14 protein-coding genes and 1 tRNA gene are annotated in these 25,588 nt (G+C 46.8%); 8 read left to right on the plus strand and 7 right to left on the minus strand.

The genetic code is table 11. The features are described from left to right. Nucleotides 1-25 precede the first annotated feature (25 nt). The 4 genes from ABH09_RS07680 to ABH09_RS07695 form a co-directional block, all read right to left on the minus strand. A complete protein-coding gene (locus ABH09_RS07680; RefSeq protein ID WP_253713960.1) occupies nt 26-1,912 on the minus strand; it encodes a glycoside hydrolase family 2 protein in 1,887 nt (628 codons plus the stop codon). Further along, complete coding sequence (locus tag ABH09_RS07685; RefSeq protein WP_253713961.1) at nt 1,909-3,294, minus strand: MFS transporter; 1,386 nt, start codon at nt 3,292-3,294, stop codon at nt 1,909-1,911. The genes ABH09_RS07680 and ABH09_RS07685 overlap by 4 nt, the downstream gene beginning before the upstream one ends. Nucleotides 3,295-3,307: 13 nt before the next feature. Then, complete coding sequence (locus ABH09_RS07690) at nt 3,308-9,466, minus strand: alpha-2-macroglobulin family protein (protein ID WP_253713962.1); 6,159 nt, start codon at nt 9,464-9,466, stop codon at nt 3,308-3,310. Nucleotides 9,467-9,694: 228 nt separating this feature from the next. Beyond that, nucleotides 9,695-9,768, minus strand: a tRNA-Arg gene (locus tag ABH09_RS07695). Between the two features lie 366 nt (nt 9,769-10,134). Here ABH09_RS07695 and ABH09_RS07700 point away from each other — a divergent pair. Then, nucleotides 10,135-10,776: a TlpA family protein disulfide reductase gene (locus ABH09_RS07700; RefSeq protein WP_162663756.1), complete on the plus strand. Its 642-nt coding sequence runs from the start codon at nt 10,135-10,137 to the stop codon at nt 10,774-10,776. After that, nucleotides 10,769-11,572, plus strand: coding sequence for a cytochrome c biogenesis CcdA family protein (locus tag ABH09_RS07705; protein WP_253713963.1), 804 nt, complete (start codon nt 10,769-10,771; stop codon nt 11,570-11,572). The genes ABH09_RS07700 and ABH09_RS07705 overlap by 8 nt, the downstream gene beginning before the upstream one ends. 33 nt (nt 11,573-11,605) lie before the next feature. Here the strand turns inward: ABH09_RS07705 and ABH09_RS07710 are convergent, their stop codons facing one another. Further along, nucleotides 11,606-12,553: a selenium metabolism-associated LysR family transcriptional regulator gene (locus ABH09_RS07710; protein WP_230977615.1), complete on the minus strand. Its 948-nt coding sequence runs from the start codon at nt 12,551-12,553 to the stop codon at nt 11,606-11,608. Between the two features lie 30 nt (nt 12,554-12,583). After that, nucleotides 12,584-13,420, minus strand: coding sequence for a M23 family metallopeptidase (locus ABH09_RS07715; RefSeq protein ID WP_253713964.1), 837 nt, complete (start codon nt 13,418-13,420; stop codon nt 12,584-12,586). A 135-nt stretch (nt 13,421-13,555) separates the two neighbouring features. Between ABH09_RS07715 and ABH09_RS07720 the strand changes: the two genes are divergently transcribed. The 6 genes from ABH09_RS07720 to ABH09_RS07745 all read left to right on the plus strand — a co-directional run bounded on the left by ABH09_RS07720 (nt 13,556) and on the right by ABH09_RS07745 (nt 23,587). Beyond that, nucleotides 13,556-16,144, plus strand: coding sequence for a ribonucleoside-diphosphate reductase subunit alpha (locus ABH09_RS07720; protein ID WP_253713965.1), 2,589 nt, complete (start codon nt 13,556-13,558; stop codon nt 16,142-16,144). Nucleotides 16,145-16,233: 89 nt separating this feature from the next. Next, the gene (locus ABH09_RS07725) at nt 16,234-16,440 is read left to right on the plus strand and encodes a DNA-directed RNA polymerase subunit omega (protein ID WP_016523781.1); all 207 of its coding nucleotides are present in this window, start codon (nt 16,234-16,236) and stop codon (nt 16,438-16,440) included. A gap of 3 nt (nt 16,441-16,443) precedes the next feature. Continuing rightward, complete coding sequence (gene miaA, locus ABH09_RS07730) at nt 16,444-17,427, plus strand: tRNA (adenosine(37)-N6)-dimethylallyltransferase MiaA (protein ID WP_253713966.1); 984 nt, start codon at nt 16,444-16,446, stop codon at nt 17,425-17,427. 12 nt (nt 17,428-17,439) lie between these two features. Continuing rightward, entirely contained in the window at nt 17,440-18,381 is a 942-nt protein-coding gene (locus tag ABH09_RS07735) for a tetratricopeptide repeat protein (RefSeq protein WP_253713967.1), read from the plus strand. Between the two features lie 18 nt (nt 18,382-18,399). Further along, nucleotides 18,400-21,078 carry a transcription elongation factor GreA gene (greA, locus tag ABH09_RS07740; protein ID WP_253713968.1) on the plus strand — a complete coding sequence of 893 codons (2,679 nt, stop codon included), beginning with the start codon at nt 18,400-18,402 and terminating at the stop codon, nt 21,076-21,078. Nucleotides 21,079-21,247: 169 nt separating this feature from the next. Further along, complete coding sequence (locus tag ABH09_RS07745; RefSeq protein ID WP_253713969.1) at nt 21,248-23,587, plus strand: vWA domain-containing protein; 2,340 nt, start codon at nt 21,248-21,250, stop codon at nt 23,585-23,587. A 51-nt stretch (nt 23,588-23,638) separates the two neighbouring features. On the opposite strand, the gene ABH09_RS07750 is transcribed toward ABH09_RS07745, so the two are convergent. Then, nucleotides 23,639-25,471 (minus strand): aminotransferase class I/II-fold pyridoxal phosphate-dependent enzyme, encoded by a 1,833-nt coding sequence (locus tag ABH09_RS07750; protein WP_253713970.1) that lies wholly within the window; start codon nt 25,469-25,471, stop codon nt 23,639-23,641. Nucleotides 25,472-25,588 lie beyond the last annotated feature (117 nt).

The following is a 25,588-nucleotide window of genomic DNA, read 5'->3' on the forward strand; positions in this document are numbered from 1 at the left end:
ACTTGCCGGGATATCGCCATACTTATCACTTAATCACGTAGATCGTGCTGCTGCCCGTACACGGCCTGTACTTATCGGCACAGTTTTTTTTGAAAAGTTCATGTAATGTTTCGGCAATTTTTAAGCTCAAGTCTCCATCTAATTTTGTTTCTTTTCTGTCATAAGTAAAAATACCGTTTACCTCATCTTCAACATCGCTTACTTGAGTGTAAATTGAAGCGCTCAATCCCTTTTTCATCGCCGGATATACATCGGTTTCATAGAGGTTCCGGATACCGTCGTTTAAAGATTGCCTATCTTTGAAGATTTTATAACCGTATAAAATATCGGAGGAGGTATGACCGTTCACAGCTAAGCTGAACCCTCCGAATTCGGTTAAGGCTAAAATCCGATTTAACGGATCGGGTTTCGGACGGAAGGATTTAAAATAAATGTGATAGCTGTGGAAATCTCCTGCACCTTGATCAAAATAGCCGCTTGCATGATCGATGAGCCTCGTGGGATCTTTTTTATGGACGTATTCCGCCATTGAGGCTGCTTCGAATTGTCCCCATCCTTCATTAAAAGGAACCCATACCGAAAGGCTTACCGTATTGTACAGTAAATCGATGGTACGTTCGGCATCGCGTAAAAATATGTTCCGCCCCTTTTCGCTTTTGCGTCCGTGGAGGGCATATCGGTTTTTCGTATCGTTAAAATTGAAGCCGAGCCACGGCGCATATTGAACGACCAACGGTTTATACGGACCGCCGCCGCTGACAAAATCCTGCCAGACAAGCATTCCGAGTCTATCGCAATGGTAGTACCAGCGGAGCGGTTCTATTTTAATGTGCTTCCTCAGCATATTAAAACCCATATCTTTCAGTTTTTTAATTTCCCAAATCATCGCCTCGTCGGAAGGCGCCGTATACATTCCGTCGCTCCAATAACCCTGATCCAAGAGTCCGTGATGAAAGATCGGCGCTCCGTTTAGACTGAGAACGGGACCGTGTTTGCCGTTGATGATTCCGAATTCCCGCATACCGAAGTATGAAGTTACCGTATCCTCTCCTGCACGGATTTCCACATCATAGAGGAAAGGATGTTCGGGACTCCAACTCTTAAAATCGGCAGGCATTTTTATCCGCAGCGGATTGGTTGTGAGTATTTCTTCTGCAATGACAGAACCGGAGTCAAAGATTTTAATGCGTATATCATCATCACGTTTAACATATATATCATCAAGGCGATGCGAAGAGTTTACATTGTTTCCGCCGGCATCGGCTCCGGTAATAAAGACCGAAATTTCAACTTCACCGGTTTGATAATGAGGCGTTATGGTGAGCTTTTCGATATGAGTGCCGGGAACTTTTTCGCACCATACGGTTTGCCAAATACCGCTCTGCCCCGTGTACCAAATCTCTCCTCGGTTTAAGGTTTGCTTACCGTACGCCTCATCACCGGTATCGGTATCGTCGGTAACTGCAATGACAATTTCCGTTGTATCACCGTTTAAAAAATTGCTGATGTCAAAAGAGAACGGCCAGTATCCCCCCGAATGGGAACCTGCTTCTTTACCGTTGACATAGACGGTACAGTATTGATCTACCGCTCCGAAATGTAACAGGAGCCGCTCCTCCGGTTTGCATTGTTCAAAGTTGAACGTTTTTCGGTACCATAGCGTCTCCCCCGGAAGCAACTGCCGCTGTACGTTTGACAGGATTGTTTCCGGAGAGAACGGTACGATTATTTCTCCATCCCATATTTTAGGCATCTGTTTATCGGCGGTTATCGCGTAGTCCCATGCTCCGTTTAAGCATTGCCATTCTTTCCGCGCCAACTGAGGACGGGGGTAATCGTTTAAGGGCTTTTGTTTGTCGAGCGCTTCACCCCACGGTGTGAGTAAAGGTTTTATCGGTTTGTTTTTTCTCATGTTATTGTCTCGATGGTAAGGCGATCGTTTCTGCGCCGGTTATACATTTTCGATGCGAAAAAGAGCGGGAAAAGCGCCGTTACCGCTAGAATCGCTCCCCACAGATAGATGGATTCTGCGGGAATATTTTCGATGATTCCGAATTCATTCGCGATGGAGCCTGCTCCGTTTTTAACAATGATGTTGCCTATCACGGTTCCGATAATCATCGGGGTGAGGACGAAAAAGAGAATACGGATACCTTCAAACTGACCTCGTGCGGTTTCGGGATAGAGTTCTTTAACCCAGATGGTCATCGATTGCGTAACGAGAATTTGTCCTGCACCTGCAAGGAAAACGGAAAGGAACAGCGGAATGTTTTGCACGCAGAATACCGTTTCCGTGTTAAAAGCTGCGGGCTTTGCAAAGAGCGATAAAATGCATAAGCCGACGATATTCAGAATAATTGCAAAACAGGCAAGCTGCGGAGTATGCCTCTTATTGATAATCCCGATTGCAGGAATCACCGGCAGGGACGCGGCGACTAAACTTAATCCTTGAATAATGCCCATGCTCCCAGCGTTAAAGCCCATGCGGTAAATCATCCAGTTTCCCATGTGGACAAAATAAACATTGAACGAAACAAAGAACAGTGCCGTTGTAATACACGCAAGCATCAATTCTTTTTGAGAAAAAAATCCTTCCGCTTTAAAGATCGAGCTCAATTGCTCCCAAAATGAACCGGTTTTGCAAGGTTTTAAGTCGGGAGAATCTTCTAATAGAAGAAGAGAGAGAAGTCCTGCAAGGATGACAAAGATACCCATAGACCAAAATAACCGCTGATAGTTATTTTCGCTGCCGATGAGCAAACCGCCCAATACGGTGCCGACGATGGTGCCGATTATCGGTTGAATTGCGAGCACGGCTCCGACTTGACCACGGTTTTTATCGGTAGTCATGTCGTTGCTCCATGCGTTGTATCCCGAATCGTTTCCCATAGAGCCGAAAAAGCTCATAACATCATCGGCTAAAATAACAAGGACTGCTGCCCAGATTGAAGCCTTTGCTCCGGTTCCGACCTGTCCGTGTCCCACAAATTCGGTAAGACCGAACAGAATCGTCGTCAATCCCCATACGATGTAGCCTATAGAGATAAATCTTCTTCTCGAACCTATTCTATCCGACAGTGTCCCGAATATGAAAGTTGAGAATGTTGTGACCAAAGCGCTGGTAATAACCATGAGCGTTACGATAGAGGAATCTTTTGCAATCTTTGCATACACAAAGGTATTAAACCATTGATTTTCGATATTCCAGCATAACTGCCCCGCAAGACCTAAGCCCCACATTAAAAACCAAAACCGTTTTGTTCCTATAAGTGTCTTTTCTTTCATAGTATCCATTGCTTATTATCCATCACTTAATCACATACAGCATTCCGCCGCTTCGTCCGAAGATTTCGTTTTCGTACATACACTCGGCGGTTGCCGGCGGGCAGGGAAATACACCGCGGCGGGCTGCACGGAATTTAAAGCGTACCGTGGTGCCGCCTTTGTCCCAACTGTTCCAGAAATACTGAACTTCGTTGTCGTATATCTGTTGCTTACTTGGATCCCGCCAATCAGTCCACGACTCTGCCGCATTTTTTTCCTCGTAATCGTTTGATGCAGTGGTAACGAAGGCTGCGTCTAAAATTTCCGCCCCTGACGGAATGGGCGCCCGCAGTGCGACAAACGTATAGTCCTTTCCCGACGAGAGGCAGATTGCCATTTCGTAGGTTTTGCCGCTTTCGAGGGTGATCATCGAGCTGTTCTCCGAATCCGGCGTTACGATTTTATCTGCGGCGATGTCGCGGATAGTACAGGAAACACCGAGCCCCTCGTCGCGCGGCTTTTGGCGTTCCTGCGGCAGTGCATACGCAAGCGAGGCAGTGTAGTAGAGCTGTCCCGTACCGGTTTTGGTAAAGCGGAGTGGCAGCAGGGTATCCCGCTTTGCTCCCGACACCGGCTGTTCTTTAAAGGAGAACATTTGGAAAGCCGGTTTTGCTGCCGCTCCTTTGAACGCCGCGGTGAGCAAGTCTCCGCCGGGCAGCGATGCCGCAGCGGTGAGGTCGGTAGCATCAAGCTGTGCATACTGAATATATTCGTACACTGCTTCCAACACGTGAGCGGTAGTTGCCGTATTTTGCCAATAGCCGCCTTTTTGACGCTGGAGCAAGGTGTACAGCACTGCCCGTACCGCATCCTCGCGGCTATGGTCGGGCGCCGCTTTTACCAAGCTTTGCAGAATAAGCGCTAAGTCGAGGGAAAGGTCGTTCCCGTACCAGAAACGGTAGCCTTGTAACGGCGGTACCGCGAGTGATACGCTGCGGGTGGTAAAGCGGCAGGAGTTTATAATCCGTTCCGTGCACTTCGCTGCTTTCGCTGCATCTCCGGCGCGGTTTCGCTGCGTGTAGGTTAAGCTCAGCAATGCAAGGGCAGCAAGATCATTCGGCTGCGCAGTGTAGTCTTCCAGCTGAGGAATTACACGTGCCTGAACTGCCGTCAAAATGCTCTCATCAAAACCGGCGTTGTTCATTGCCAGTACAAAGCAGGCGTAGGCTTGTAAGTACGGCGATAGTGTTTTCCTATTTGCAAGGAGCTGCGAGCGAATATAGTCGGTCAGTTTTTTGGTATTGACGGCAATATCATCTTGGCTGTATCCGCGTTGCTGTGCGGCGGCGCAGATATGCGCAATTCGTAAACTGACATAAAAGTCCGCGTACCAGCCGCCCGGCCAGTAGGGGAAGCCGCCTTCGGACGTTTGTTCCCGCGCCCATGCCGCCATCGTTTTTTTGACCGTGTGCCGGACATTCGGCACCTTACTTTTAAGCGAGAATACGTCGATGTAGTTTTCAAACAGGACGAGCGGTAGAATGCGGGCAGACTGCTGTTCCATGCAGAGGAACGGATAGTCGAATACGTAATCAATAGCTGATGACAACGCGCCGAGTCCGCTTGAATCCAGCGTCAGACTGAGCGAGCCGGTATTTTCATCTGCCATAGACGGAATGATCAGCCCCTCGGCTGCTTCGTTTTCATCTTTTGCGATAGCGCCGGTTGAAGTTACGGTTTCAAAGACAAAGGGGCGTTCGATAACGAGCGGCTGAATCAGTTTTTCTTGGAGCGCATCGGAAGAAACGGTAAACACCGCCTCTACCGTGCCCGCCTTTACCGCTGCAATGTCAAAGTAGACCGCCGCCTGCTGTCCGCCTGCAACGGTAACCGTATGCGTTGTCTCCCCGTCGATAAAGGCGGCTCCGCGGTGCGGTATGCCGACTGTAGAGGTATCTTGCCCCTGTCCATTTTTTTGACCGGCGGCATTTCCCGCGCTGCCTTGCTTACCGCCCTGTGCATCGGCAGCGGAATCATCCTGCGAGCCGGGTTCACGGACTGAGGCGCGTATCGTAATGCTATGAGCGCGGGTATCCACATTGGAAATGAGGACGCCGCATTCTGCAGTATCCCGTTCGCGGAGGCGGCGGGGCATAACCGGCAGAATGTTGACGGTGTTCTGCACGGTAATCTCTTCTTCGTGCAGGGCAAAAAGGTCGGTATGTGCTCCGACGGCGGTAAGCCGGTAGCTGGTCAGCGTATCCGGTAGCTTAAAGGTTGCCGTTACCTTACCGTTTGAATCCGTCTTTAAGATAGGAATGAACACCGCGGTCGGGTTAAAGTTGCTGCGTTCCGCTTCATCATCCCCTTTCCCGCCGTCCGAATCGCCGCCTGCAAGGGTTTTCGCTTCTTCCATAACGGGATCCATCAGCCACGCGCGGGAATCTCCGCCGGTGACGCCGAGCTGAAAATTGCCGGGATTATAGAAGAAGTCAAGCGGATTGGGCACGTGATAGTCTATTAAATCGAGGACGCCGCGGTCTACGGCAAGCAGGGTGAGTTCCGCATTGGCCAAAGGCTTACCGCCTCTTGTCGCCGTCAGCGTAACGGTTGCTTCCTCTCCGGGCTTGTACACGGACTTATCCGCGGCGAGTTCGACGGAGAATGCTTTGACGCGGGCATTTACAAAGATCGGCGTCATACCGAAAATGCCTTTCGGCTTATCAAGGTCAAGTTCACCGTGCTTGTGCTGCGGCTCCTTTGTCCGTACCGAATAGGACGACACCGCGACATACACCACGGGAATATAGTTGCTTGCGACGGGAATTTCCAAAACTTGAGTATTTCCGTCGAGTTCGCGGATTTCTTCCGTAAAAATACCTTCGCGCTCTACCGTGATGAGGTATCTTCCCGCAGGGAGCGGGCTTTGCATCAAAATGCGGGCGGTGTCGCCGGGGTTGTACAGCGATTGGTCGGGCGTTAGGCGCACGGCGTCTTCATAATCGCGATCCCAAAAGCTCGCACCCGATCCGGTAACATAGAAGCGGTAATCGGTTTTGAACGTACGCCCTGCGGTATCGGTTCCGCTCATACTCAGAATATATGAACCGGCATTTTTCGGCGTTACCTGCACCGTTCCCTTTGCAGCGGGTTTCACGGTTGCCGTATGCTCGGTGATGTTTTCTTTTTCGTAGTTTGAGTAAATGCTGCCGCCCGAACCGCGCTCCTGTACGAGCTTCCAGTTTTCCCTGATCAGCTCAACGGTAAAATCTCCCGCGGCCGGTTTGGTGCCGCCAAGCGGATTGCCGTCGGGGGAGGCGAGGATGAACGGGAAGGTGAGCTTTTGTCCCTTTTGCGCAAAGCCGGTAAGGTTTTCAGGCCGTGCAAGCCCAATGTAGAGCGCTGCCGGATGCACCATAACGGTATTCCGTGCGGAAATTTGCTGATTGCTGATGTCGGTTATCGAAACCTCGGTACTGTAGCGATAGGGGAGACCGATAATGCCTTCCGAAGCCGCCGCTTGGCAGGAAAGTTCCGCCGTACCCGTGTTCGACAGTTTTCCGGAAAACGATGCAACATGATCGATACCATAGCCTTCTACGCCGAACCGATAGTCCTTTAATGCCGGATGTTGAGGGCTGAAAGAGGTTCCTTGCCGCATCCAGCTTCCGCTGTACGAAGCCTTGCCGATCCCTCCGCCCGAAAGGTACGAGGCGGATACTGCCGCTTTGATGGTATCTCCCATAATGACCGGCTGTTGCGGCATAGTTACTTCCGCCTGAAATTTCAACTTTTCAAAATACGCAACGGTGATGGGGCATTCCTGTGCTTCGTTGTTGTTATCGTCGTCAGCCCGCCGGTAGGTCAGGCTGTAGGAGCCGGGCGCTAAATCTTCCGGTAAGTTGAATGCTCCCCAAAAGCTCCCCGAATCGGTACAGGTACCTTCTTGTTCTGCAACTTCGACCTCATCTCCTTCCGATGAATAACCGGATAACGTAACGATGTACTGCCCCTCGTACGGTGTGAAAGTATTGAACATTTGTGTGCGGTCGATACCTCTGAACGAAACCGTTTCTCCGGGTTTATACAGCCCTCTGTCCGAAAAGAGGAATGTCCGCTGGTGTGTTTCTGCAATCTCTTGCGGATTTGCTGCGTACACATCGAAGCGCCACGGACTGTGGGTATGCGGATAAAAAACAGCTTTATCTCCGTCTTTTTCTACAAATACGGCAGCATAATTCCCTGCATTGCGGAAAAAGCGGATACTTTTGCTTCCGTAGGGAAGGACGGCAATTCCTTCTTTATCGGTGGTGCCGGAGGCAAAGGGATTTTGTGCACCTTCTTCGGGGCTGACCGCTTCATTCTTATCGGTTTCCGCGTCGTACAGGTACACTGAAGCACCTTCCACAGGTTCTCCCGTTGACAGTTTGGAAACCAGCACGACGGTTTTATTGAGTGCGGAACGGACGGTAATGCCGAGGTCCGTTACCTGCACGGTCGAGGTTTGGCGGTTGACGCGCGGCTTTTTATCCCGCTGAGAATAGGGCGGCAACGTTACTTCCGAATCGATACAGACAAAACCCTTGCCGTTTTCAAGGTAGGGGTCAAGGTCGGCGAGTTCAAACAGCCGTTTATTCCGTATGGAAGCATCTAAGGTCTTTGCCTTTGAACGGTCGTATGCCTCTCCCCATGAGTCCAGATCAAGCGGGTTGTCGGTTTTTGCGATTGCATAGCTCGACGGGGAAAGAATATTTTGATATTCAAAGAGGTATTTATGCGGATACGCTGCTTCCAACATCAGATGTCCCGTATCGGTATATTGCACAAAACTCGGTGCATCGGGAACGGTAACCGTATAGGATGCAGCGGAGGCAAGAGCTCTGCCGTAGGTATCCTTTATGCCGTTTTGTACGGTAACGGTGTATGTTTCTTGGGGTGCGACCGGCAAGCCGTGAATCAGCACGGTTGAATAGTACGATGTTGCATTGTGCACTTCGATATTTTTTTCACCGAATGTGAGCGCCGGTTTTATGGAAATATTGTTGAGTACGGTCTTTTTATCCACCGGATGGGAGAATCGGAGTGCTATCGGGTTTGTATAGCCGTAGTCGCTATGATAAACCGATGCGCCTTTACAGGTAAACGGCTTGAGCGTATGGTATTGTGCTGTAGTGAGGGAGCCGTCCGGACGTTTTGCCGCTACGGTAACCGTTGCATTAAAGGGGATTTTGCCGTTGATATTCACCAATACGTTGAAGTCGTTTTCTCCTTCGGGGCGGGTAACGGTATGACGGTATGGAACCGCTTGTTTCCCTGCTTCCTGTACCGATACGGAAAGAATCGATTGCAGTTCGGCAGGCTGTACAGGATAATTGAAGCGGAGCTGTACATCGTTTGCCGCTTCCGGAATCAGGTTGTCGGTATTGATGGGTATCCACCGGTCGGAGTTTTTCCGCAGCATATAGCCGGGTTGGGAATAGGTGATTCGGAGCACTTCGCTGGTAACGGTGAACTGCCTTTTCCCTTCTATTTGTTTTCCGTTGAGCGCTTGTACGCTGTCTTTAACGGTTATCGTGTATTTCAGTCCGGGTTTAAGGCTTTCTGCAGGTTCAAAAGCAAGGTACCGCGAGCCGTACCAGCGGAATATGCCTTTTACGGCAGGACTAATCGATAGGTATGGAGACTCCGTTTCCGGTTTGCCGAGGGCGCCGATTGCCTTAACCGGCAGCGAGAACACGACATAAAAGGACGGCGAGGTTACCGCCGCGGGAATCTTGCCTTTCGGTCCCCAATCGGCAACCGTGAGCGCTCCGCTCTGCGGGAGATCGATGGTTTCCGCTATGCCTTTGGTTTGCTCGCCGGTCTCTGCCGTCAATTGAGGCGTATAGGAGGTTTTGTATGCGGTAAGCGCCCGTACTCCGGGAATAACCGAGACATCTTTTGCCGATGATTGCGGCGCGGGCGCTTTAAACGCCGGTATCTTGGAGTTCTGTTCGGGTTCGGGCGTTTCTATCGCATACTGCGGTAAAAACTGCTTTTCAAAGTCCGAAATATTCGGATCATTGTACTTGCGCTGCGTCTGTTCTTGCAGCTTTGCGATATACGCTTTTTGATTCGCATCGCCCGACCTTGAACCTTTGCCGCAGCCGGCGATAAGGGCTGCCAGGGTTATAATCATTAAAACAATACCGGATTTTCTCATTATTGGGCTCCATCAACTAATAACAGCTGGAGCATCTAAAAACTCACGGGCTATAGATGCTCCTAATAGTATACAAGAGCGACGCTGAATATACAACATGATATTTCAGGACTAGATCAAAGAAAATTTCGTACAAAAGAAAATTTTGAGTTGATTATTTGTGCAGATGAAAGGTAAAAAAGATAATATGAAGTATCTTTGCTATCGGAAGCCGGCAGGATGATAAGATGAGACCGGCGGGATTCGAACCCGCCACCTACTGCTTAGAAGGCAGTTGCTCTATCCAAATGAGCTACGATCTCTTGAACTCGCAGTGTTCACTGTAAATATGCTATATGTATACAATAGGAGTGAAAAAAAGTCAAGGTTTATTTTCAGCCGCTGAAATAGCGCGGCTGAAAAACGCTACGAGTTTGCTTACGCAAACATCGCTTATTGACGTGTGCGCTATCGCGCACGGATTCAACAGTCTCAAAAATTGATATTTTGTTCGACTGTTAAATTTTAAGGAACCTATCGTGCAAACGCATCAAACTGTTTCTAGTAGTCCCAATTATTTTACACTTTTGCTCTACTCTACCTAATGCATTTGCCCTGCTACTAAATTATTTAATTAAAAATCATTCCGAATATTTGACTTCCTGTCGGAAATATACTATTTTGTTTGCATGAAAATCAGAATAGTATCTTTATGTTTCGTTTTTAACCTTTTTGTGCTCGGTTGTTCCGCTAAACAAGCGCAGACTGCCAACCCGGCAGCAACACCGAATTCGGGAGTACAGCCAACTGCTACCGCTTCTACGACAATGCAGACTTCTGCCGATCGACAAACCAATGCTGATCCGGTCGCAGCGCTGAGTTCGCTCGGGTTTTACGTTTACGACACACCGATTGATCTGCCTATAACCGCACCGATACCTGCGCTTGCAGGCGATCCTATCAAAGTGGACGATTTTACCGGTAAAATCACACTCCTCAATTTTTGGGCGACGTGGTGCCCGCCGTGCCGTGCGGAAATGCCCTCCATCGAGCGCTTATATAAGCAGATGGACGGTACAAATTTCCGAATTATTGCTGTCAATGCCGGTGAGCATCGTTCGCAAGTCACATCTTTTATCGAAAAAAATAAATATACATTCCCCATCTATTTGGATGAATCAAACCAGTTATCGTCCATATTTGCTGCGCGCGGACTTCCGTCGACCTACCTCGTTAATAAAGAGGGAAAGGTTATTGCCGCACGTATCGGAGCGATGGAGTATGACCAAGCAGAATTGATAAAACTGCTTAAGGAATTAGCCGATGGGTAGTGCGTCTCTTCCCGGTTTATTCGGAGCCTTTTTTGCAGGACTGCTTTCATTTTTGAGCCCCTGCGTATTGCCGCTTATTCCCGTCTATCTTTCGTTCATCTCCGGTGAATCGCTTGCCCAAATCCGCGAAGGCAACAACGGCCGTATGCGCCTTTTTCTGCGCAGCATCAGCTTTGTGCTGGGATTTACAGTAGTATTTGTACTGCTTGCGATCCTATTCGGAACAGGCGCCCGTTTTATCGGCAGTTCCGCCCCCCGCGTCATTATGCGGATTGCGGGAGTTGTTGTCATAATTCTCGGCCTGAATATGCTTTTCGATTTTATCCCGTTTTTACGCGGAGAGATAAAAGCACAGGCGCCGAGTACTGCCGCAAGTTTTTCAAAGGCGTTTCTCTTCGGTATGCTGTTCGCCGCCGGATGGAGCCCTTGTATCGGGCCGATATTGTCGTCCATTCTGCTCTTTGCGGCTCAAGCGGGCAATATCGTAAAAGCAACCTTTTTGCTCGGGGCGTATTCGCTCGGACTCGGCATTCCTTTCTTGCTGGTAGGGCTGTTTTTTGATAAAGCTGAGCCGGTGCTACAGTGGTTCAAGCGGCATATGCGCGGGGTTAAGATAACAGCCGGAGTGCTGATCATCTTTTTCGGTATATTGATGGTAACCGCCGGTTTGGCGAGCATTACGGCCTTCTTTGTAAAGATAGGGTATGCACTCGAAGAATATGCTCAGACGGGGACACCTCCGTTCAGCACTATTGCCGGAGCACTTGCCCGCTGGCTGCAATTCCAAGGGGTATAGGAAAACTACTGAAAGCCGTCTTTTTAGATTGCATTATTCGTGCGGGTTTAAACCCCGACGCTCGCGTCGGGGTTGTTGATTGCCTACGGGCTTCTTATAAAGGCGTGCGCAATCTAAAAATTCCCGCAGATAGCTTGGGGGCGTAATCTTTTTATTCCATACAAGATAAAGGTCGCGGTAGCGATGCGGTACGTTCTCCAGCGAGAAAGCGAGTAGCTCTCCACGCTTAATCATATCATCTACGGCAATTTTGGAAATAAATGACGTACCCGCCCCTTGCGCAACGAGCCGCTTTATCACTTCGATATTGTTGATCGTGGTGATGATATGCAGCGATTCGGCGGGGATATGTGCGGAAGCTAATATGAGCTCCATATTCTGCTTTACGGCGGAACCGCTTTCCCGTACAATGAGCGGTTCCTGAGCGAGCCGCTTTAAATCGGGTTTTGTCTGCTGTAAAGCTCGATAATAGGGAATATTAGGCGTAATAAAAACAAACTCATCTTGGTAGATCGGTTTAAACTCGCAGTTTTCATCATCGCTTTTCATTCCAACAATGCCCGCATCGACCTTTCGGGCAGAAATCCGTTTAATCGTTTCGTAGCTGTTTTGTTCTTCAACTTGAACAAGGATATTGGGGTGGTCTTTTCTGAATCGACTCAATATAAAGGGAAGTATATATCCCGTTGGGATAGTAGAAGCGCCGAGCCTCAACACCTTTTGATTTGGATTGATAAATCGGTCTATAAGAGCCGAACGCTGCTGCAATAAATCCTTTGCTTCGCGGTAGAGCATCGTCCCTTCTTCCGTAATTTTCAGTTCTCGCGTGGAACGGATAAAGAGGGGAGTATCCAGTTCTTCTTCGAGCTGCTTAATGTGCAGACTCACTGTCGGCTGCGAAATATTCAGTTCTTCGGCCGCCGCAGAAAAGCTTAAATTTTCGACTAACTTTACAAATACTTCGAGGTGTTTAAATTCCATATTCTCTCCTACGGTTGTTAGTCAACGGTTCTATTTGCCGCGCGGAGCCTTTGCAGGATCGATCGGTTTATTGTTTGCATATACCATAAAATAAAGTCTCGGCGTACCGGTAATAGAATCTGCGGCAAGGGTACCGAGTTTTTGACCGACGGTAATGTGCGTACCCGCTTGCGGGAGTATCTGCGCCAATCCCCCGTATACATAGACGTGCTTTGTTTTGGATTGAATAAAGATAACCTGCCCGTATCCTCGATGCGGACCGATTGAAATAACCCGTCCCGATGCGATGGCCTTTACCGATGCATTTGTTGTCGAATCGATGGCGACGCCGTAGAGCTTTCCCGACAGATACGAAATTTCGGTAATAGGAACAGGCCACAGAAGCTTTTTGTCTATGCTTTTTTTTGTATATGAGCGAGGGTCTTCCCATGAAGCTTGAGAATGTTGCTGAGCTGCTGTCGTATTGGTGGAAGCTGTCGCATTTTTGGGAGCAGAGGCAACGGCGTTTTTTTCTCTTTCCGGCACAATCAATATTTTTCCGACTTTTAAGACATCTGAATTGGAGAGGCTATTTGCTTTTCGCAGCGCATCAACGGTAACGGAGAATTTTTTCGCAATGCTGTAAAGCGTGTCACCCTTTTGTATTGTGTATGTTTCCGGAATATAGATTTTCTGTCCAATCGTAATTTTACCCGCATCGCTGATGTTATTCCGTTCCAGGAGGATAGCAACCGGTACCGAATATTTGCGGCTTAACGCATAGAGCGTTTCGCCTTTTTCCAATATATGCAGGGTATCTGTTGCAGCAACGGTATAAATCGCAAGAGAAAAAATAAAAAAGCAAACGGAATAACAACGCTTAGACATATTCGTCTATAAATATCGGCTCATTATGTAAAAAACTCAACTATCTTGTGTAGCTGCTAAAAACAGCCTGACTCGTTTACCCTGTTGACGCCCTGTACCTTTCCCATTAAAATCCGCAGAGTAAGGAAATTAGGAATGGATATTATTAAGCGAAACGGTGAAAAGGAAGCCTACAATGCCGAAAAGATTACATTGGCGATGCAGGCAGCATTTAACAGTGTAACGGATGCGGCGGCGCAGCATGATGCAAATACGGCTGTACAAAAGGACACGGAACTATCAAAGGTTGACAACCTTGCGCAAGTACTGCAGCAGATGACGGCGGAAATCGAAGCCGATATATATGAACTGAGCAAAAACGGGAATGCGGTACAGGTAGAAACCATTCAAGATCTGGTTGAAAAAACGCTCATCGAACATAATTATTACGCAGCGGTAAAGAGTTTTATTCTTTACCGTGTTGAACAGACAAAAAAACGGGATGCGAGGCGTGCTATTGCGGCCCATTTTTCTTCCATTAATATTCAACCGGTACTAACCCGTATCCAGCAGGATTTTTCCGAAGAACAGTACAGCTTAACCCTGCTCTTTCACAAGTTTGAATCCTTCCGTAAGCAGGATATGACAGAATCGGAATTACTCGCCTTGGTGATAAAGGCCGCTGTTGAGCTCACTGCGCAGGAGGCTCCCCGCTGGGAGTTTATTGCCGCCCGCTTTTTGATGCTTGATTTTTCCGGCAAACTGAAAATCGAGCTTGAAAAACGGAATATCCGATCGTTTTACGAAAAAATCACCTATCTGGAAGAAAAAGGACTCTACGGCGCTTATATCCGTGCAGGCTATTCAAAAGAAGAGCTGGAAAAAGCCTATTCATATATCGATAACGGTAAAAACGACCTATTCACCTACAGCGGTTTGGATTTACTCTTGCGCCGGTATGTTATTTCCACACGGGGACATATTCCGCTCGAAACACCGCAGGAGATGTTTTTAGGAATCGCCTTACACCTCGCGTTGCATGAAAAAAATGACCGGATGGAATGGGTGCGCCGCTTTTACCTGATGCTGAGCAGCTTGCAGGTTACCATGGCGACGCCGACCCTTTCCAATGCCCGCAAGCCCTATCATCAGCTTTCATCCTGCTTTATCGACACCGTTCCCGACTCCCTCGACGGGATTTATCGCAGCATCGATAACTTCGCAAAGATTTCCAAATTCGGCGGCGGCATGGGGCTGTACTTCGGCAAGGTGCGGGCAGTCGGCGCACCCATCCGCGGGTTTCAAGGAGCGGCAGGCGGGGTTATCCGCTGGATAAAGCTTGCAAACGATACCGCTGTCGCCGTCGATCAGCTGGGTGTGCGGCAGGGTTCGGTAGCCGTGTACTTGGACGTATGGCATAAGGACGTGCCGGAGTTTTTACAGCTCCGTACCAATAACGGCGACGACCGCATGAAGGCGCACGATGTGTTCCCTGCGGTGTGCTGCCCCGACCTCTTCTGGCGCACCGTCGATGAGGACATCAATGCCCCATGGTACCTGATGTGTCCGCACGAAGTCCTCACCGTAAAAGGCTACGCGCTGGAAGACTTTTACGGCGAAGAATGGGAAAAGCGCTACAAGGATTGTATCAACGATAACCGAATTTCCAAACGGGAAATCCCGATAAAAGAGCTGGTGCGCCTCATCCTAAAATCAGCGGTAGAAACCGGTACGCCGTTCATCTTTAACCGCGACCATGCGAACCGCGCTAACCCGAACGGACATAAGGGCATGATCTATAGCTCCAACCTCTGTACCGAAATTGCACAGAATATGAGCCCGATCGAAACGGTGAACACCGAAATTAAAACACAGGATGGGGAGACCGTAGTTGTAACCGTTACAAAGCCCGGCAATTTCGTCGTCTGTAATCTTGCTTCACTTGTACTCGGCAATATCGACACCGATAACGAAGCCGAGCTGGAAGGTGTCATAGAAGCGGCAGTGCGTGCTTTAGACAATGTGATTGATCTCAATTTTTATCCCGTACCATACGCGAAGATCACCAACGAGCAGTACCGCGCCATCGGCTTAGGCGTTTCGGGCTATCATCATTTATTGGCAAAAAAACACATTGCGTGGGAAAGCGAGGCGCACCTCCGCCTTGCCGATGAGCTGTTTGAAAAAATCAATTACTATGCAGTGCAGGCGAGTATGCGGATTGCTGAAGAGAAAGGTTCTTACCGCCTCTTTGAAGGCAGCGATTGGCAAACTGGCGCGTATTTTGAAAAACGCGGCTATCATTCCGAACAGTGGAACACACTGCAGAACGCGGTTGCCCGACACGGTATGCGGAACGGCTATCTGTTAGCGGTCGCTCCGACCAGTTCAACCTCGATTGTCGCAGGCACCACTGCCGGTATCGATCCCATTATGAAGCGCTATTTTTTGGAAGAAAAGAAAGGCTCACTTGTCCCCCGTGTTGCGCCAGCCCTCTCGCTCGAAACCTATTGGCTGTATAAAAACGCCCACACCATTGATCAGCTCTGGAGCATCCGCGCCTGCGGTCTCCGCCAGCGTCATATCGATCAGGGACAATCCATGAACTTCTACATTACCAACGAGTACAGCTTCCGGCAGGTGCTCAACTTGTATGTTGAAGCATGGAAAAACGGCATAAAATCCGTCTATTATGTCCGCAGCCGCTCCCTCGAAGTGGAAGAATGCGAAAGCTGCAGCTCGTAGCGAAAACATATTCAACGATTGCTCATCTTTCACATAATTGGCAAACTAATCGGTTGCAGTAAATACTAAAACTCGCTATAATATGCGTTATGATTTTTCCGTTAAAAGAATTGATTGAATTCAAAGGCAATATTTACGAAATTACCTGCGCCGCTACTCGGCGCGCTTTTCAGCTGGTAACTATTCAAGATCCGATACTCGAAGAGAATAACGATAAAGTTGTGTGCACCGCGGCGGCTCAAGTATTTACCGGCGCTATCGACTATAAAATAGACTATCGCCCCGATCATTCCTAATTCTTGATATCGACACATACAATTCCGGTCGCGGTTGTTTTCGGGGCCACCGCCTGCGGAAAGACTGCGCTTGCCGCTCATCTTTTTACTTCTCCTGTTAACTCCATTAAAGCAGAGATTATATCTGCAGATTCGGTGCAGGTATATCGCGGTATGCCTATCGGTTCGGCTCAACCTCCGCAAGAGCTTCTCGATACGCTCCCCCATCACCTCATCGGGATATGCGATCCTTCCGAAGAATTTTCCGTAGCTGACTTTGTACGCAGCGCGGATGCACTCTGCAAGGACATTGCAAGCCGCGGCAAACTGCCGGTTGTGCTTGGCGGGACGGCTTTTTACATTAAACATTTTATGTACGGTATGCCGGTTACCCCGCAGGCGGATCCGGTTTTACGTGCACAATTGCAGGAACGGATGCAGCGTGTCGGCGCCGCGGCAATGCACGGGGAACTTGCGTCTTTTGACCCCGCATCGGCAGCAAAAATCCACATCCATGACGAATACCGTATCCTCCGCGCGCACGAGGTGTATTGCGCCTCGGGGCGGCCGCTCAGCTCGTTCGAGCTGTCGTACCGTTATCGCGAGGGTTTCCGCTTTTGCCCGATATGTTTAGACCGCCCTCGCGATGAACTGTACCGGCGCATCGAAATCCGTGTCGATGAGATGTTTGCGCAAGGGTTGCAACAGGAAATTGCGCAGCTCGTTTCACAGGGCTGTACTGCCGAATATCCTGCAATGAAGGCTATCGGGTACCGAGAGTTTTTTGAGCTGTCCCCCGATGCGCCGGCGGACGCCCCGATGGATGCGGTGAAAGACCTCATTAAGCGCAACAGCAAACGCTACGCCAAACGGCAGCAAACCTTTTTCCAATCCTTCCCGAATGTTCTCCGCATCGACATGTCAGACCCGAAAAGCGAACAGCAAGTGGCAGAGATAGTATGTCAACTCTGTAAGGATCAATTGACTAAAGCACGGTTATCAGTATAATAATACGGAACTATGATAGATCGTTCTGTTCAAACTATATTGCAGCCCGCTCTTGTTTTCCTTAAGCAAGGAGACCTTGAGCAAGCGCATACGAGCCTTGGACGGCTGCTTGAACAGGATTTGGAAAACCCTCAAGTGATGTACACACTAAAGGGGGTTAGTTTCTGGCTTGATCGGGTGCGTTATTCACAAGCATTAGCCGATAATTTCTTGCGTGGTGAATATATTATTTCTCAATGGAAGCCCTTTCTTGATTATATAGAGAAGAAAGGCGACTTTAACGAACCGATTATCTATGCTCTTAAGTGTAGTATATTTACAATTGCATTACGGTTGTACCAATCGCTCTTAAACGGGACTGAACCCATGCATAATACGGCAGAAATATATCGGAAAACAGGACTCTGTTATAAAGCGCTCGGGGATTATGAAACGGCGATCAGCTGTTTACGGTATGCAGCCGATCTGAATACGAACTCATCAGCTATTTCGGCTGAACTTGCTGATGCATATGCCTTGAGCGGCGAAGTACGACTCGCAAAGATTTTTTTTCGAGAAGCATTCTTTAAAAACGCTTCGGAAATAGAAGTATGCTTTCTTGAATCTGAAATTATCAATGCACTCGTTACTAAAGTCGCAAATATAGGTTTTACAGGAGAGGAGTTGTTAGAGTGGCTTCCGGTTTATGGCACACTTGACGGCGTACTTAATGTAAAACGCGAGCTGAAAGCCTTGGAACTTGGAAAATTGAAGCAATCGATCTATATGCTTGAAAATGAGCTGAGGGAGAAGAACGTAAAAAATAAAAAAATCCTTGTCCCCCGCTTAATTAATTATTATTTTTGGCTTATAGACCATTATATGAACGGTACTGTTGAAAAGTCAAAAATCGATGAGATTCTTCTAAGAATTAAACTGCTCGACGAGAAAATCTATAACCGCTATATACGGTAATGACACAGTGAGGTGAATATGTCTGATGTATTAGAAAAGAATGTCCGCGATATATTTAATGAGGAAAAGTGGACACGTGCTGCCATTACAAATTATTCCATTAACAATTTTAAAGAACTCGACACACTTATTGAAGAAGCAAAAAAGAACCGTCATCTGGATGAATTAAAAACATTGTCTGATGAACATCTCTCTCATAATAAAACAAGTATTACAGCATTGTATATTTCAAGTATTATTGCGCTTTCCAAGCAGTTGCTCGATGACTCCTCGCTCATAACACTGGTAACTCTTTTCATTGATAACCATCGGATGCAGATCGTTGAATATCTTTGTCAACGAGTACTTGAATTCGGAGATTCAAAATTTGCACTTCGAACGTTAGCAAACTGCTACAAAGAATCCGGTAACGGCGATATCTATGACATTTGGGAGCGACTTGCCCGCATCGACTATGAAGAAGCGGATATTCCGAAGCAACTTGCCGAACGATATCAGCAAATGGGCAATACGGAAAAAGCCGTTGAATATTATAAGAAGGCCTTATATCGTTATATCAACCGGCATTCTTATACTGCCGTAAAAGAAGTGTGGGCACGTTTAGTGGAGTTGGTACCGCAGGAAATCGACTTTTTCTATCATGTACAACGGAAAATAGCGGATCATCTCGGTACAGAACGAGGCGCTGCGCTCATGCAGGACTTATACGATTATTATAAAAAAGAAAAAGATTGGAATACTGCCATCGATATTTTAAAATTGGTCCTCGCCAGCGATGATAAAGACAATTGGGCTCGAAAAGAAATAGTCGAATGCTTTAGAGAAAAATATGCATCGCACAGCCAGCTTGAAGAATACATAAAAGTCTCCAATTTAACACAAAGCTGGCGGAATGTTTTCGAAGCTATCGACGATTTTGAAAAGCATATTTCTTTCGACGAAGGCTGCTTTGTATTCCACCGGACATGGGGTGTCGGACGCATCGCAAAAGTAAACAATGATGAATTGGTTATCGATTTTGCAAAGAAGCGTGGCCATACGATGAGCCTTAAGATGGGTATTACTGCACTCCAGACGCTGGATAAAGATCATATCTGGGTATTAAAATCGATCATGAAGCGCGACGAACTCGCCGCGAAGGTGAAAGCAAATCCCGAATGGGCACTGAAAACCATTATCCATAGCTTTGATAACAACTGTGATTTTAAACGAATCAAGCATGAGCTGGTACCCTCACTGTTAACCGACAAAGAATGGACAACGTGGAGTACCAAGGCACGGAAAGTCGTCAAAGAAAATCCTGAATTCGGTATCAATCCTACTAATATCGATTTCTACACTGTACATACTCGTCCGATTTCACTTGAAGAAAAACTGTCGAACGAATTTAAAGCGCAGAAAAATTTCTTTGAGCGGGTCGAAATCATCTTTAATGTGATGGAAAGCGGTGATACGGACTCAGACAGCTTTCAAGATATGATTAATTACTTTGATGCCTTCCTCAAAGCCTTTAGTCAAGTGAATGAACAAGTGATTGCGGCCTATTTAGTCATGTCAAAACTGACGGCAGCGCTGCCGCATCTGAGCGTAACTCAACACCATAACTTTGCGGAATTATTCGCGCAGATAGAGGATCCTGCTGCTATATATTGTGGGATAGAAAATAAGGAATTACGGAGTGCCTATCTGCGTAACATAAAGAATCTTGTTCCCGATTGGAGCGATCAATATATCCGCCTATTCCCTGTAGTGCTTTCTGCCGAGGTGCTCAATCCGTTGCTTGAAGAGTATCCCGAAAAAGTAAAAGAACTGGTACTGACGTGCTTTAAAGATTATAAAGAATACCGTGAAGCGGTTATTTGGTTCTTTAAAAACGCTCAGGAAGAGCAGTGGTTCAAAGATTTGAATATCGATTATGAACATGAGATTATCGTCCTTATTCATATCCTTGATATAACGTATCGAGAGATTGCAAGTCGGCGAAACACAACAGAAAACCGGAAAATCAACAAGCAGATCCATACGATTCTCTTTGGTAAGGAAGCTTTACTTGAAAACTTTATCCTCGAACACGATGAAGATGCCGTTACAAGACTCTATACATTAGTCAGCGATATTAAGGATTTGGATCCGCCGATTAAGATGCAGCTGCGTAACCGTATCCTCGAAAAGTATAAGAATTTTAAATTCTTCGATGAAGTTGAAAAAACAGTTTCCGGACGCGGTTTAATTGTAACGTCAAAAATGCTTGAAGAAAAGAAAAAAGAGCTCCAGCGGCTCATTGAAGTTGAAATACCCCGTAACTCAAAAGAAGTCGGTTTTGCACTCTCCTTGGGAGACTTACGCGAAAACTCCGAATATAAAGCTGCAAAAGAAGAACAGAATAGGCTTAATAACACGGTAAGCCGTTTGCAGGAAGAGTTAGAGCGGGCTCAAGTGTTTGATCCTACAACGATTACGACAACACGCGTTGGATTTGGTACAATCGTTGTATTGGAAACACCCGATAACAACGAAAAAGAGACCTATACCATCCTCGGTCCGTGGGAATCCAATCCTGAAAACGGCGTAATATCGTATATGTCGCCGCTCGGCACCAACCTATTAAATCATAAGGTCGGTGAAACACTTTCATTTATGGTAAATGAAGAGAAAAAAACATACAAAATCCTTGATATTTCTGCGGCAGCCGATTGATACGGGAGGGTACTTCAAAACTAACCAAGTTAATAGGGCATCTCTAAAAACCTCGATTTTTTAGAGATGCCCTATAGTATCCGATAATATAAAAAAGAGCCTTTACAAAAATTGGAGCTGTCCATGTTTGTAGAGGCTCTTTTTAGATAACTGCAAAGGGGAGTACATAATGAAAAAAATAAGGATTTTTGCGGTCGCAGCGATCTTCTGTTTAATTACATCTGCATTGAATGCCCGGGCAACACGGCAGGATGCGGCCGATGTAGTTGTCCTTATGGACACTTCCGGTACCGTGTTACCCTATTACGAGGTTATCAATAGACGTGTACTACAATCCATCATTTCAAAATTTGTACGCATAGGGGACTCCTTCCATCTTATTTCATTTAGTGCGGTTCCGCAGTATGAAATGTCACAAAAAATCAATACCGAAGCGGATTTATCCCGCGTAGTTTCGCGTTTTATGCTTCTATACCAGCTTGGGCAAAGTGCCGATTTTTTGTCCGGTATCAATTTTGCCGGTCAGTATATGACACGGCTGCCTTCACAGCAAGAAAAAATACTCATTGTTATTTCGGACGGTATTTTTAATCCGCCTGCCTCAAGTCCATACCGGAATTATACCGGTGAGCAGGTAAAAACCGAATTGGCAAAGATTTCCGCCTCTATCCGTGCAAAGGGCTGGAAGGTCTATTATGTAAAACTCCCCTTCCCTTCCGATGCGGTAATCAAAGATTTGGATGGAGCATTTTATGCAGGGAAGCTTGATGCAGCAGGCTCGCTCGATCGATCAGATGTCGATAGCGTAATGACTTCTTCGGGTACAGCATCCGCCGGCACAGACAGTTCTTCGAACGGGCAGAAAGGATACGTATCTGATGTGAATGCACAAAACAAAGCAGCAGCAAGGACCAACGGACAGACACGCGACAATAATACTCAGCCAACAAATACGGAAACAGGGCGAGTTGATACTGTAACAGGACGAACCGATAGACCGACCACCGCTTCTTCCGGATCAAATACCACACAAGATATAACCGAGCCTCCTACAACAGCGGGTTCCAATTCCACCGGTAATACCATATATGCTCAAAATCAGGCGGGCACACCAGGCAGTTCGAATATGACAGAGCAAAATGCTGAAAATGCTGCCGTATCGGCGACCGGTGGACAGGGAACCGACACAGATACCGATTCCGCTGGACAAAGACCGAGAGAATACACCGATGTTTCTCAGACCTTTACGGAAAACCTCGGTATTGAACCGAGCGGTTTGCCGGAAGAAGGCGGAGTGGAATTCAATGACACGACATTCCCTATTCCGCAAATTGTCTTTCCCGACCGCATAGAAACCTCAAGTAATACAGCCGAACTACCGCTCACTATAATCAATGAAGCGGCAGAGCCGGCTGAAATACAGTTAAAAAGTCTTTCCATAGGATCAGACGGCAAAATTCAAAAGCAGCAACTGGAGAATATCATTGTTCGTATTCCTCCCGAAGGTAAAAGCGAACTTACCATACGGATTGCACTGCCCGATAGCTTACGGAGAGAAGGCCAGCACCGCACCGATATACGGCTTGATCTTGCGCAGCAAGATAAAACATTTTCCCAAGCGGCAGTCATATTGCTTACCATTAAACCGACGTTTATTCAGTCACTACTGCGGGGCAATCTTCTATGGATTCTGCTCGCCGCGCTGGTATTTATCCTTATCCTGCTATTAATTATCTTTGTACTCCGCCGTCGGGCTTCTGAACCGGTTAAATATGCCGCACGGATGGTCGGACAACAGTCGGATTTAAGACAGCAAAGCAACCCTACTCAACAAACTGATTTTAATAGGAACCAGCGAGAAGCGCTTACCGCTTCCCAAACGAAATATTATCCGGAACAGTTGGCAAATAGAACAGATCCGCGTGACACCCTGAATACCTTCAGTTCACAAACAGCGGCAGCAACTGCGGTAACTAAAACCGAAACAGCAGCTCAATTTGATCACCTTGCACAAGAACGATCCCGTGCTGCCGAAGGGCGTTTTGCCTTGTTAAACAGCGCAGAAGGCCATCTCAACCGCCGCCCGGGATTGAATCACGGCTATTATAGCGGCCGCGTCAGCACAAAGCCTTCACAGTCAGGAATGACGGAGCTTTTTGTCTATAACCAGACTACGTTAATTGGAAAACGGAATATCCACGTGATGAAGGCAGGAACCCGCCTCAGTATCGGCGGTAGCAAAAGCGATGACTTTTTAATCTTCCTTGTACCATTTCCTGCAAATCTTGCGCAGGTACAATATGACGGGAACGATTACCGTGTGTCTATCTTAAAGCCGGAATATTTCCCGTACGAGACATCCAATACGATTTATCCCTGTATTGGACGGGATATAACAGCGGTGTCTAAGAAAGGCTATCCTGTTACTTTTACGTTTAGAGGCTACGAAGATCCGATGATTAGGTTGAATACGATCCTTACTTCAATTAATTACGCCGAAGATCGCTGAACAGCGAGCGGGGCGTGTAGCCCCGCGATTTTATTTTTTGAATTACTTTACTTATCCGTGTAATACTTCCTTTAATGCCGCTATCAGCATATCGTTATCATTCTGATCTCGTACGGCAAGCCGAATATAATCGCCGCCTTCAAAGCATTTCTTCGACGACAAATCTTTGATAAAGATATTATAGTTTTCAAGCAGTTTGACGGCGAGTTCTTCGGCTTTCATTGTACCGGTCAACCGGCACAAGATATAGTTAGCTTGACTCGGGAAAACCGTAAGGCCTTTAATTCCTTGTAGTCGTGCCGAAAAGCGGCGCCGTTCATCTGCAATCGAATCGCAAGCTGTGGCATATGTTTTATTATACTTATCGTAAATCTGTAGGAAGTATTCACCGAATGAGTTAATATTCCAAATAGCATTGGCTTTTTTAATATGTGTAATATATTGCGCATCGGCGCAGGCAAGGACACCGAGCCGCAGCCCCGGTACACCGTAGCTCTTGCTGATTGACTTTACAACGATAAGGTTCTGGTATTCAGTTAGAATATTTCCGTCAAGCAATGTATAACGCTTTGATTTTTCTGCAAAATCGATAAACGATTCGTCAAAAAAGAGGACGGCATCTGTCTTTTTCAATTCCGCACAAAGCCGTAATACCTCATCCTTTTCTAAGAAATTCCCCGTCGGATTATCAGGATTAATTAATACAACAGCCTTTGCATGTTCTTTTTTTACCGTATCCAGAATATCGTCCACTGAATATGAAAAAGTTTGCATATTAGTCGGCACAGGTACAACATTGGCTAACCCAAATCGTTCAGGATACTCGTTAAATGTAGGGAACGGAATAGCAACGGTACATTTGGTAAATTTTGCAAGCGATGCAATCAATTCGGCAGCACCGTTGCCTACAACAATGTGTTCAGGCATTACATTGAATATCTTAGAGGCAAGGAGACTTTGCTGCGCGGCGCCGCTCGGATATTGAGTCAACAACGTTCCGAAGCTTGCAGTCATTTCGCTGATAAGTTTTTCCGGCGGAAAATACGGATTAACCAAATAGCAGAAATCTTTAAGCTGTGGGAACCGCCAATAACCGCCGTATCGCTTTTCAAGGCTATGCAGTTTTTCAGTCCCCGTCTTGAATCGATCTTCTGCAATAGCAAGGTCGGCAGGATCGTCAATTTCATACCAATCCTTCCCGCTTACTACCAATCCTTTTAAGGTCGACGACGATAAGAAAGAAATAACCTTTAAGACCTGCTCATAGTATTCATTTTTACCGAAGGCCTTTTGGTAGGCATCAAGGAACGGCAGATAGTATTGTTGTGAAAATTCTTTAGAAAATTTATAGATATTGACAGTTTTATAGTAATGTTCAGTATCTGACCAATTAAAACGGACTTTATCGAGAAGAGCAGTAATACAGTTATTCTCATCCAATAAGGTACAGGTACCGTCCATCCACGATTCAAACGGCGAAACAACCGCCAAGTTCTTATCAGGGCTGGTAACCAGGTTAGTTAAAATCCCAGGCTTGAAAATTAAGTCGCTTTCGAGCAGGATAGTATCATCTTTTACCATTTCATCTCTGGCAAGATACAACGAATAGATATTATTTGTCGTATCGTATACCGGATTCTCAATGTATTCAATTTTCATACCATGCAGATTAGCCGTATTAAATTTTGAAGTGATAAAATCCTTCAAAAGCTGCCCCTTATATCCGACTACTACTACAAGCCTTTCGATGTTATTCGAAACAAGTGCTTCTATCGTATATTCGATCAATGTTTTTCCATTGACCTTAACCATACATTTTGTCGCATCTTTGGTGTATGATCGGAGTCGCTTTCCCATTCCGGCTGCTAAAATAATTGCTTGCATTATATTCCTCCTCAAAAACAAAAAACGATTAAACTATTTTGCTATTATAAGTGATATATGTCTTTTTAGCAACTCACAGATGTACATATTGATGCACGCATAAATTTCAGTATAAAG

The sequence above is a fragment of the Treponema sp. OMZ 803 genome, assembly GCF_024181165.1.
In the GTDB taxonomy this organism is placed as follows: domain Bacteria; phylum Spirochaetota; class Spirochaetia; order Treponematales; family Treponemataceae; genus Treponema.

What these genes read in the sequence shown, in the direction of transcription:
- ABH09_RS07680 (WP_253713960.1), bottom strand. Translation starts at nt 1,912, where the DNA reads ATGAGAAAAAACAAACCGATAAAACCTTTACTCACACCGTGGGGTGAA.
- ABH09_RS07685 (WP_253713961.1), bottom strand. Translation starts at nt 3,294, where the DNA reads ATGGATACTATGAAAGAAAAGACACTTATAGGAACAAAACGGTTTTGG.
- ABH09_RS07690 (WP_253713962.1), bottom strand. Translation starts at nt 9,466, where the DNA reads ATGAGAAAATCCGGTATTGTTTTAATGATTATAACCCTGGCAGCCCTT.
- ABH09_RS07700 (WP_162663756.1), top strand. Translation starts at nt 10,135, where the DNA reads ATGAAAATCAGAATAGTATCTTTATGTTTCGTTTTTAACCTTTTTGTG.
- ABH09_RS07705 (WP_253713963.1), top strand. Translation starts at nt 10,769, where the DNA reads ATGGGTAGTGCGTCTCTTCCCGGTTTATTCGGAGCCTTTTTTGCAGGA.
- ABH09_RS07710 (WP_230977615.1), bottom strand. Translation starts at nt 12,553, where the DNA reads ATGGAATTTAAACACCTCGAAGTATTTGTAAAGTTAGTCGAAAATTTA.
- ABH09_RS07715 (WP_253713964.1), bottom strand. Translation starts at nt 13,420, where the DNA reads ATGTCTAAGCGTTGTTATTCCGTTTGCTTTTTTATTTTTTCTCTTGCG.
- ABH09_RS07720 (WP_253713965.1), top strand. Translation starts at nt 13,556, where the DNA reads ATGGATATTATTAAGCGAAACGGTGAAAAGGAAGCCTACAATGCCGAA.
- ABH09_RS07725 (WP_016523781.1), top strand. Translation starts at nt 16,234, where the DNA reads ATGATTTTTCCGTTAAAAGAATTGATTGAATTCAAAGGCAATATTTAC.
- ABH09_RS07735 (WP_253713967.1), top strand. Translation starts at nt 17,440, where the DNA reads ATGATAGATCGTTCTGTTCAAACTATATTGCAGCCCGCTCTTGTTTTC.
- greA (WP_253713968.1), top strand. Translation starts at nt 18,400, where the DNA reads ATGTCTGATGTATTAGAAAAGAATGTCCGCGATATATTTAATGAGGAA.
- ABH09_RS07745 (WP_253713969.1), top strand. Translation starts at nt 21,248, where the DNA reads ATGAAAAAAATAAGGATTTTTGCGGTCGCAGCGATCTTCTGTTTAATT.
- ABH09_RS07750 (WP_253713970.1), bottom strand. Translation starts at nt 25,471, where the DNA reads ATGCAAGCAATTATTTTAGCAGCCGGAATGGGAAAGCGACTCCGATCA.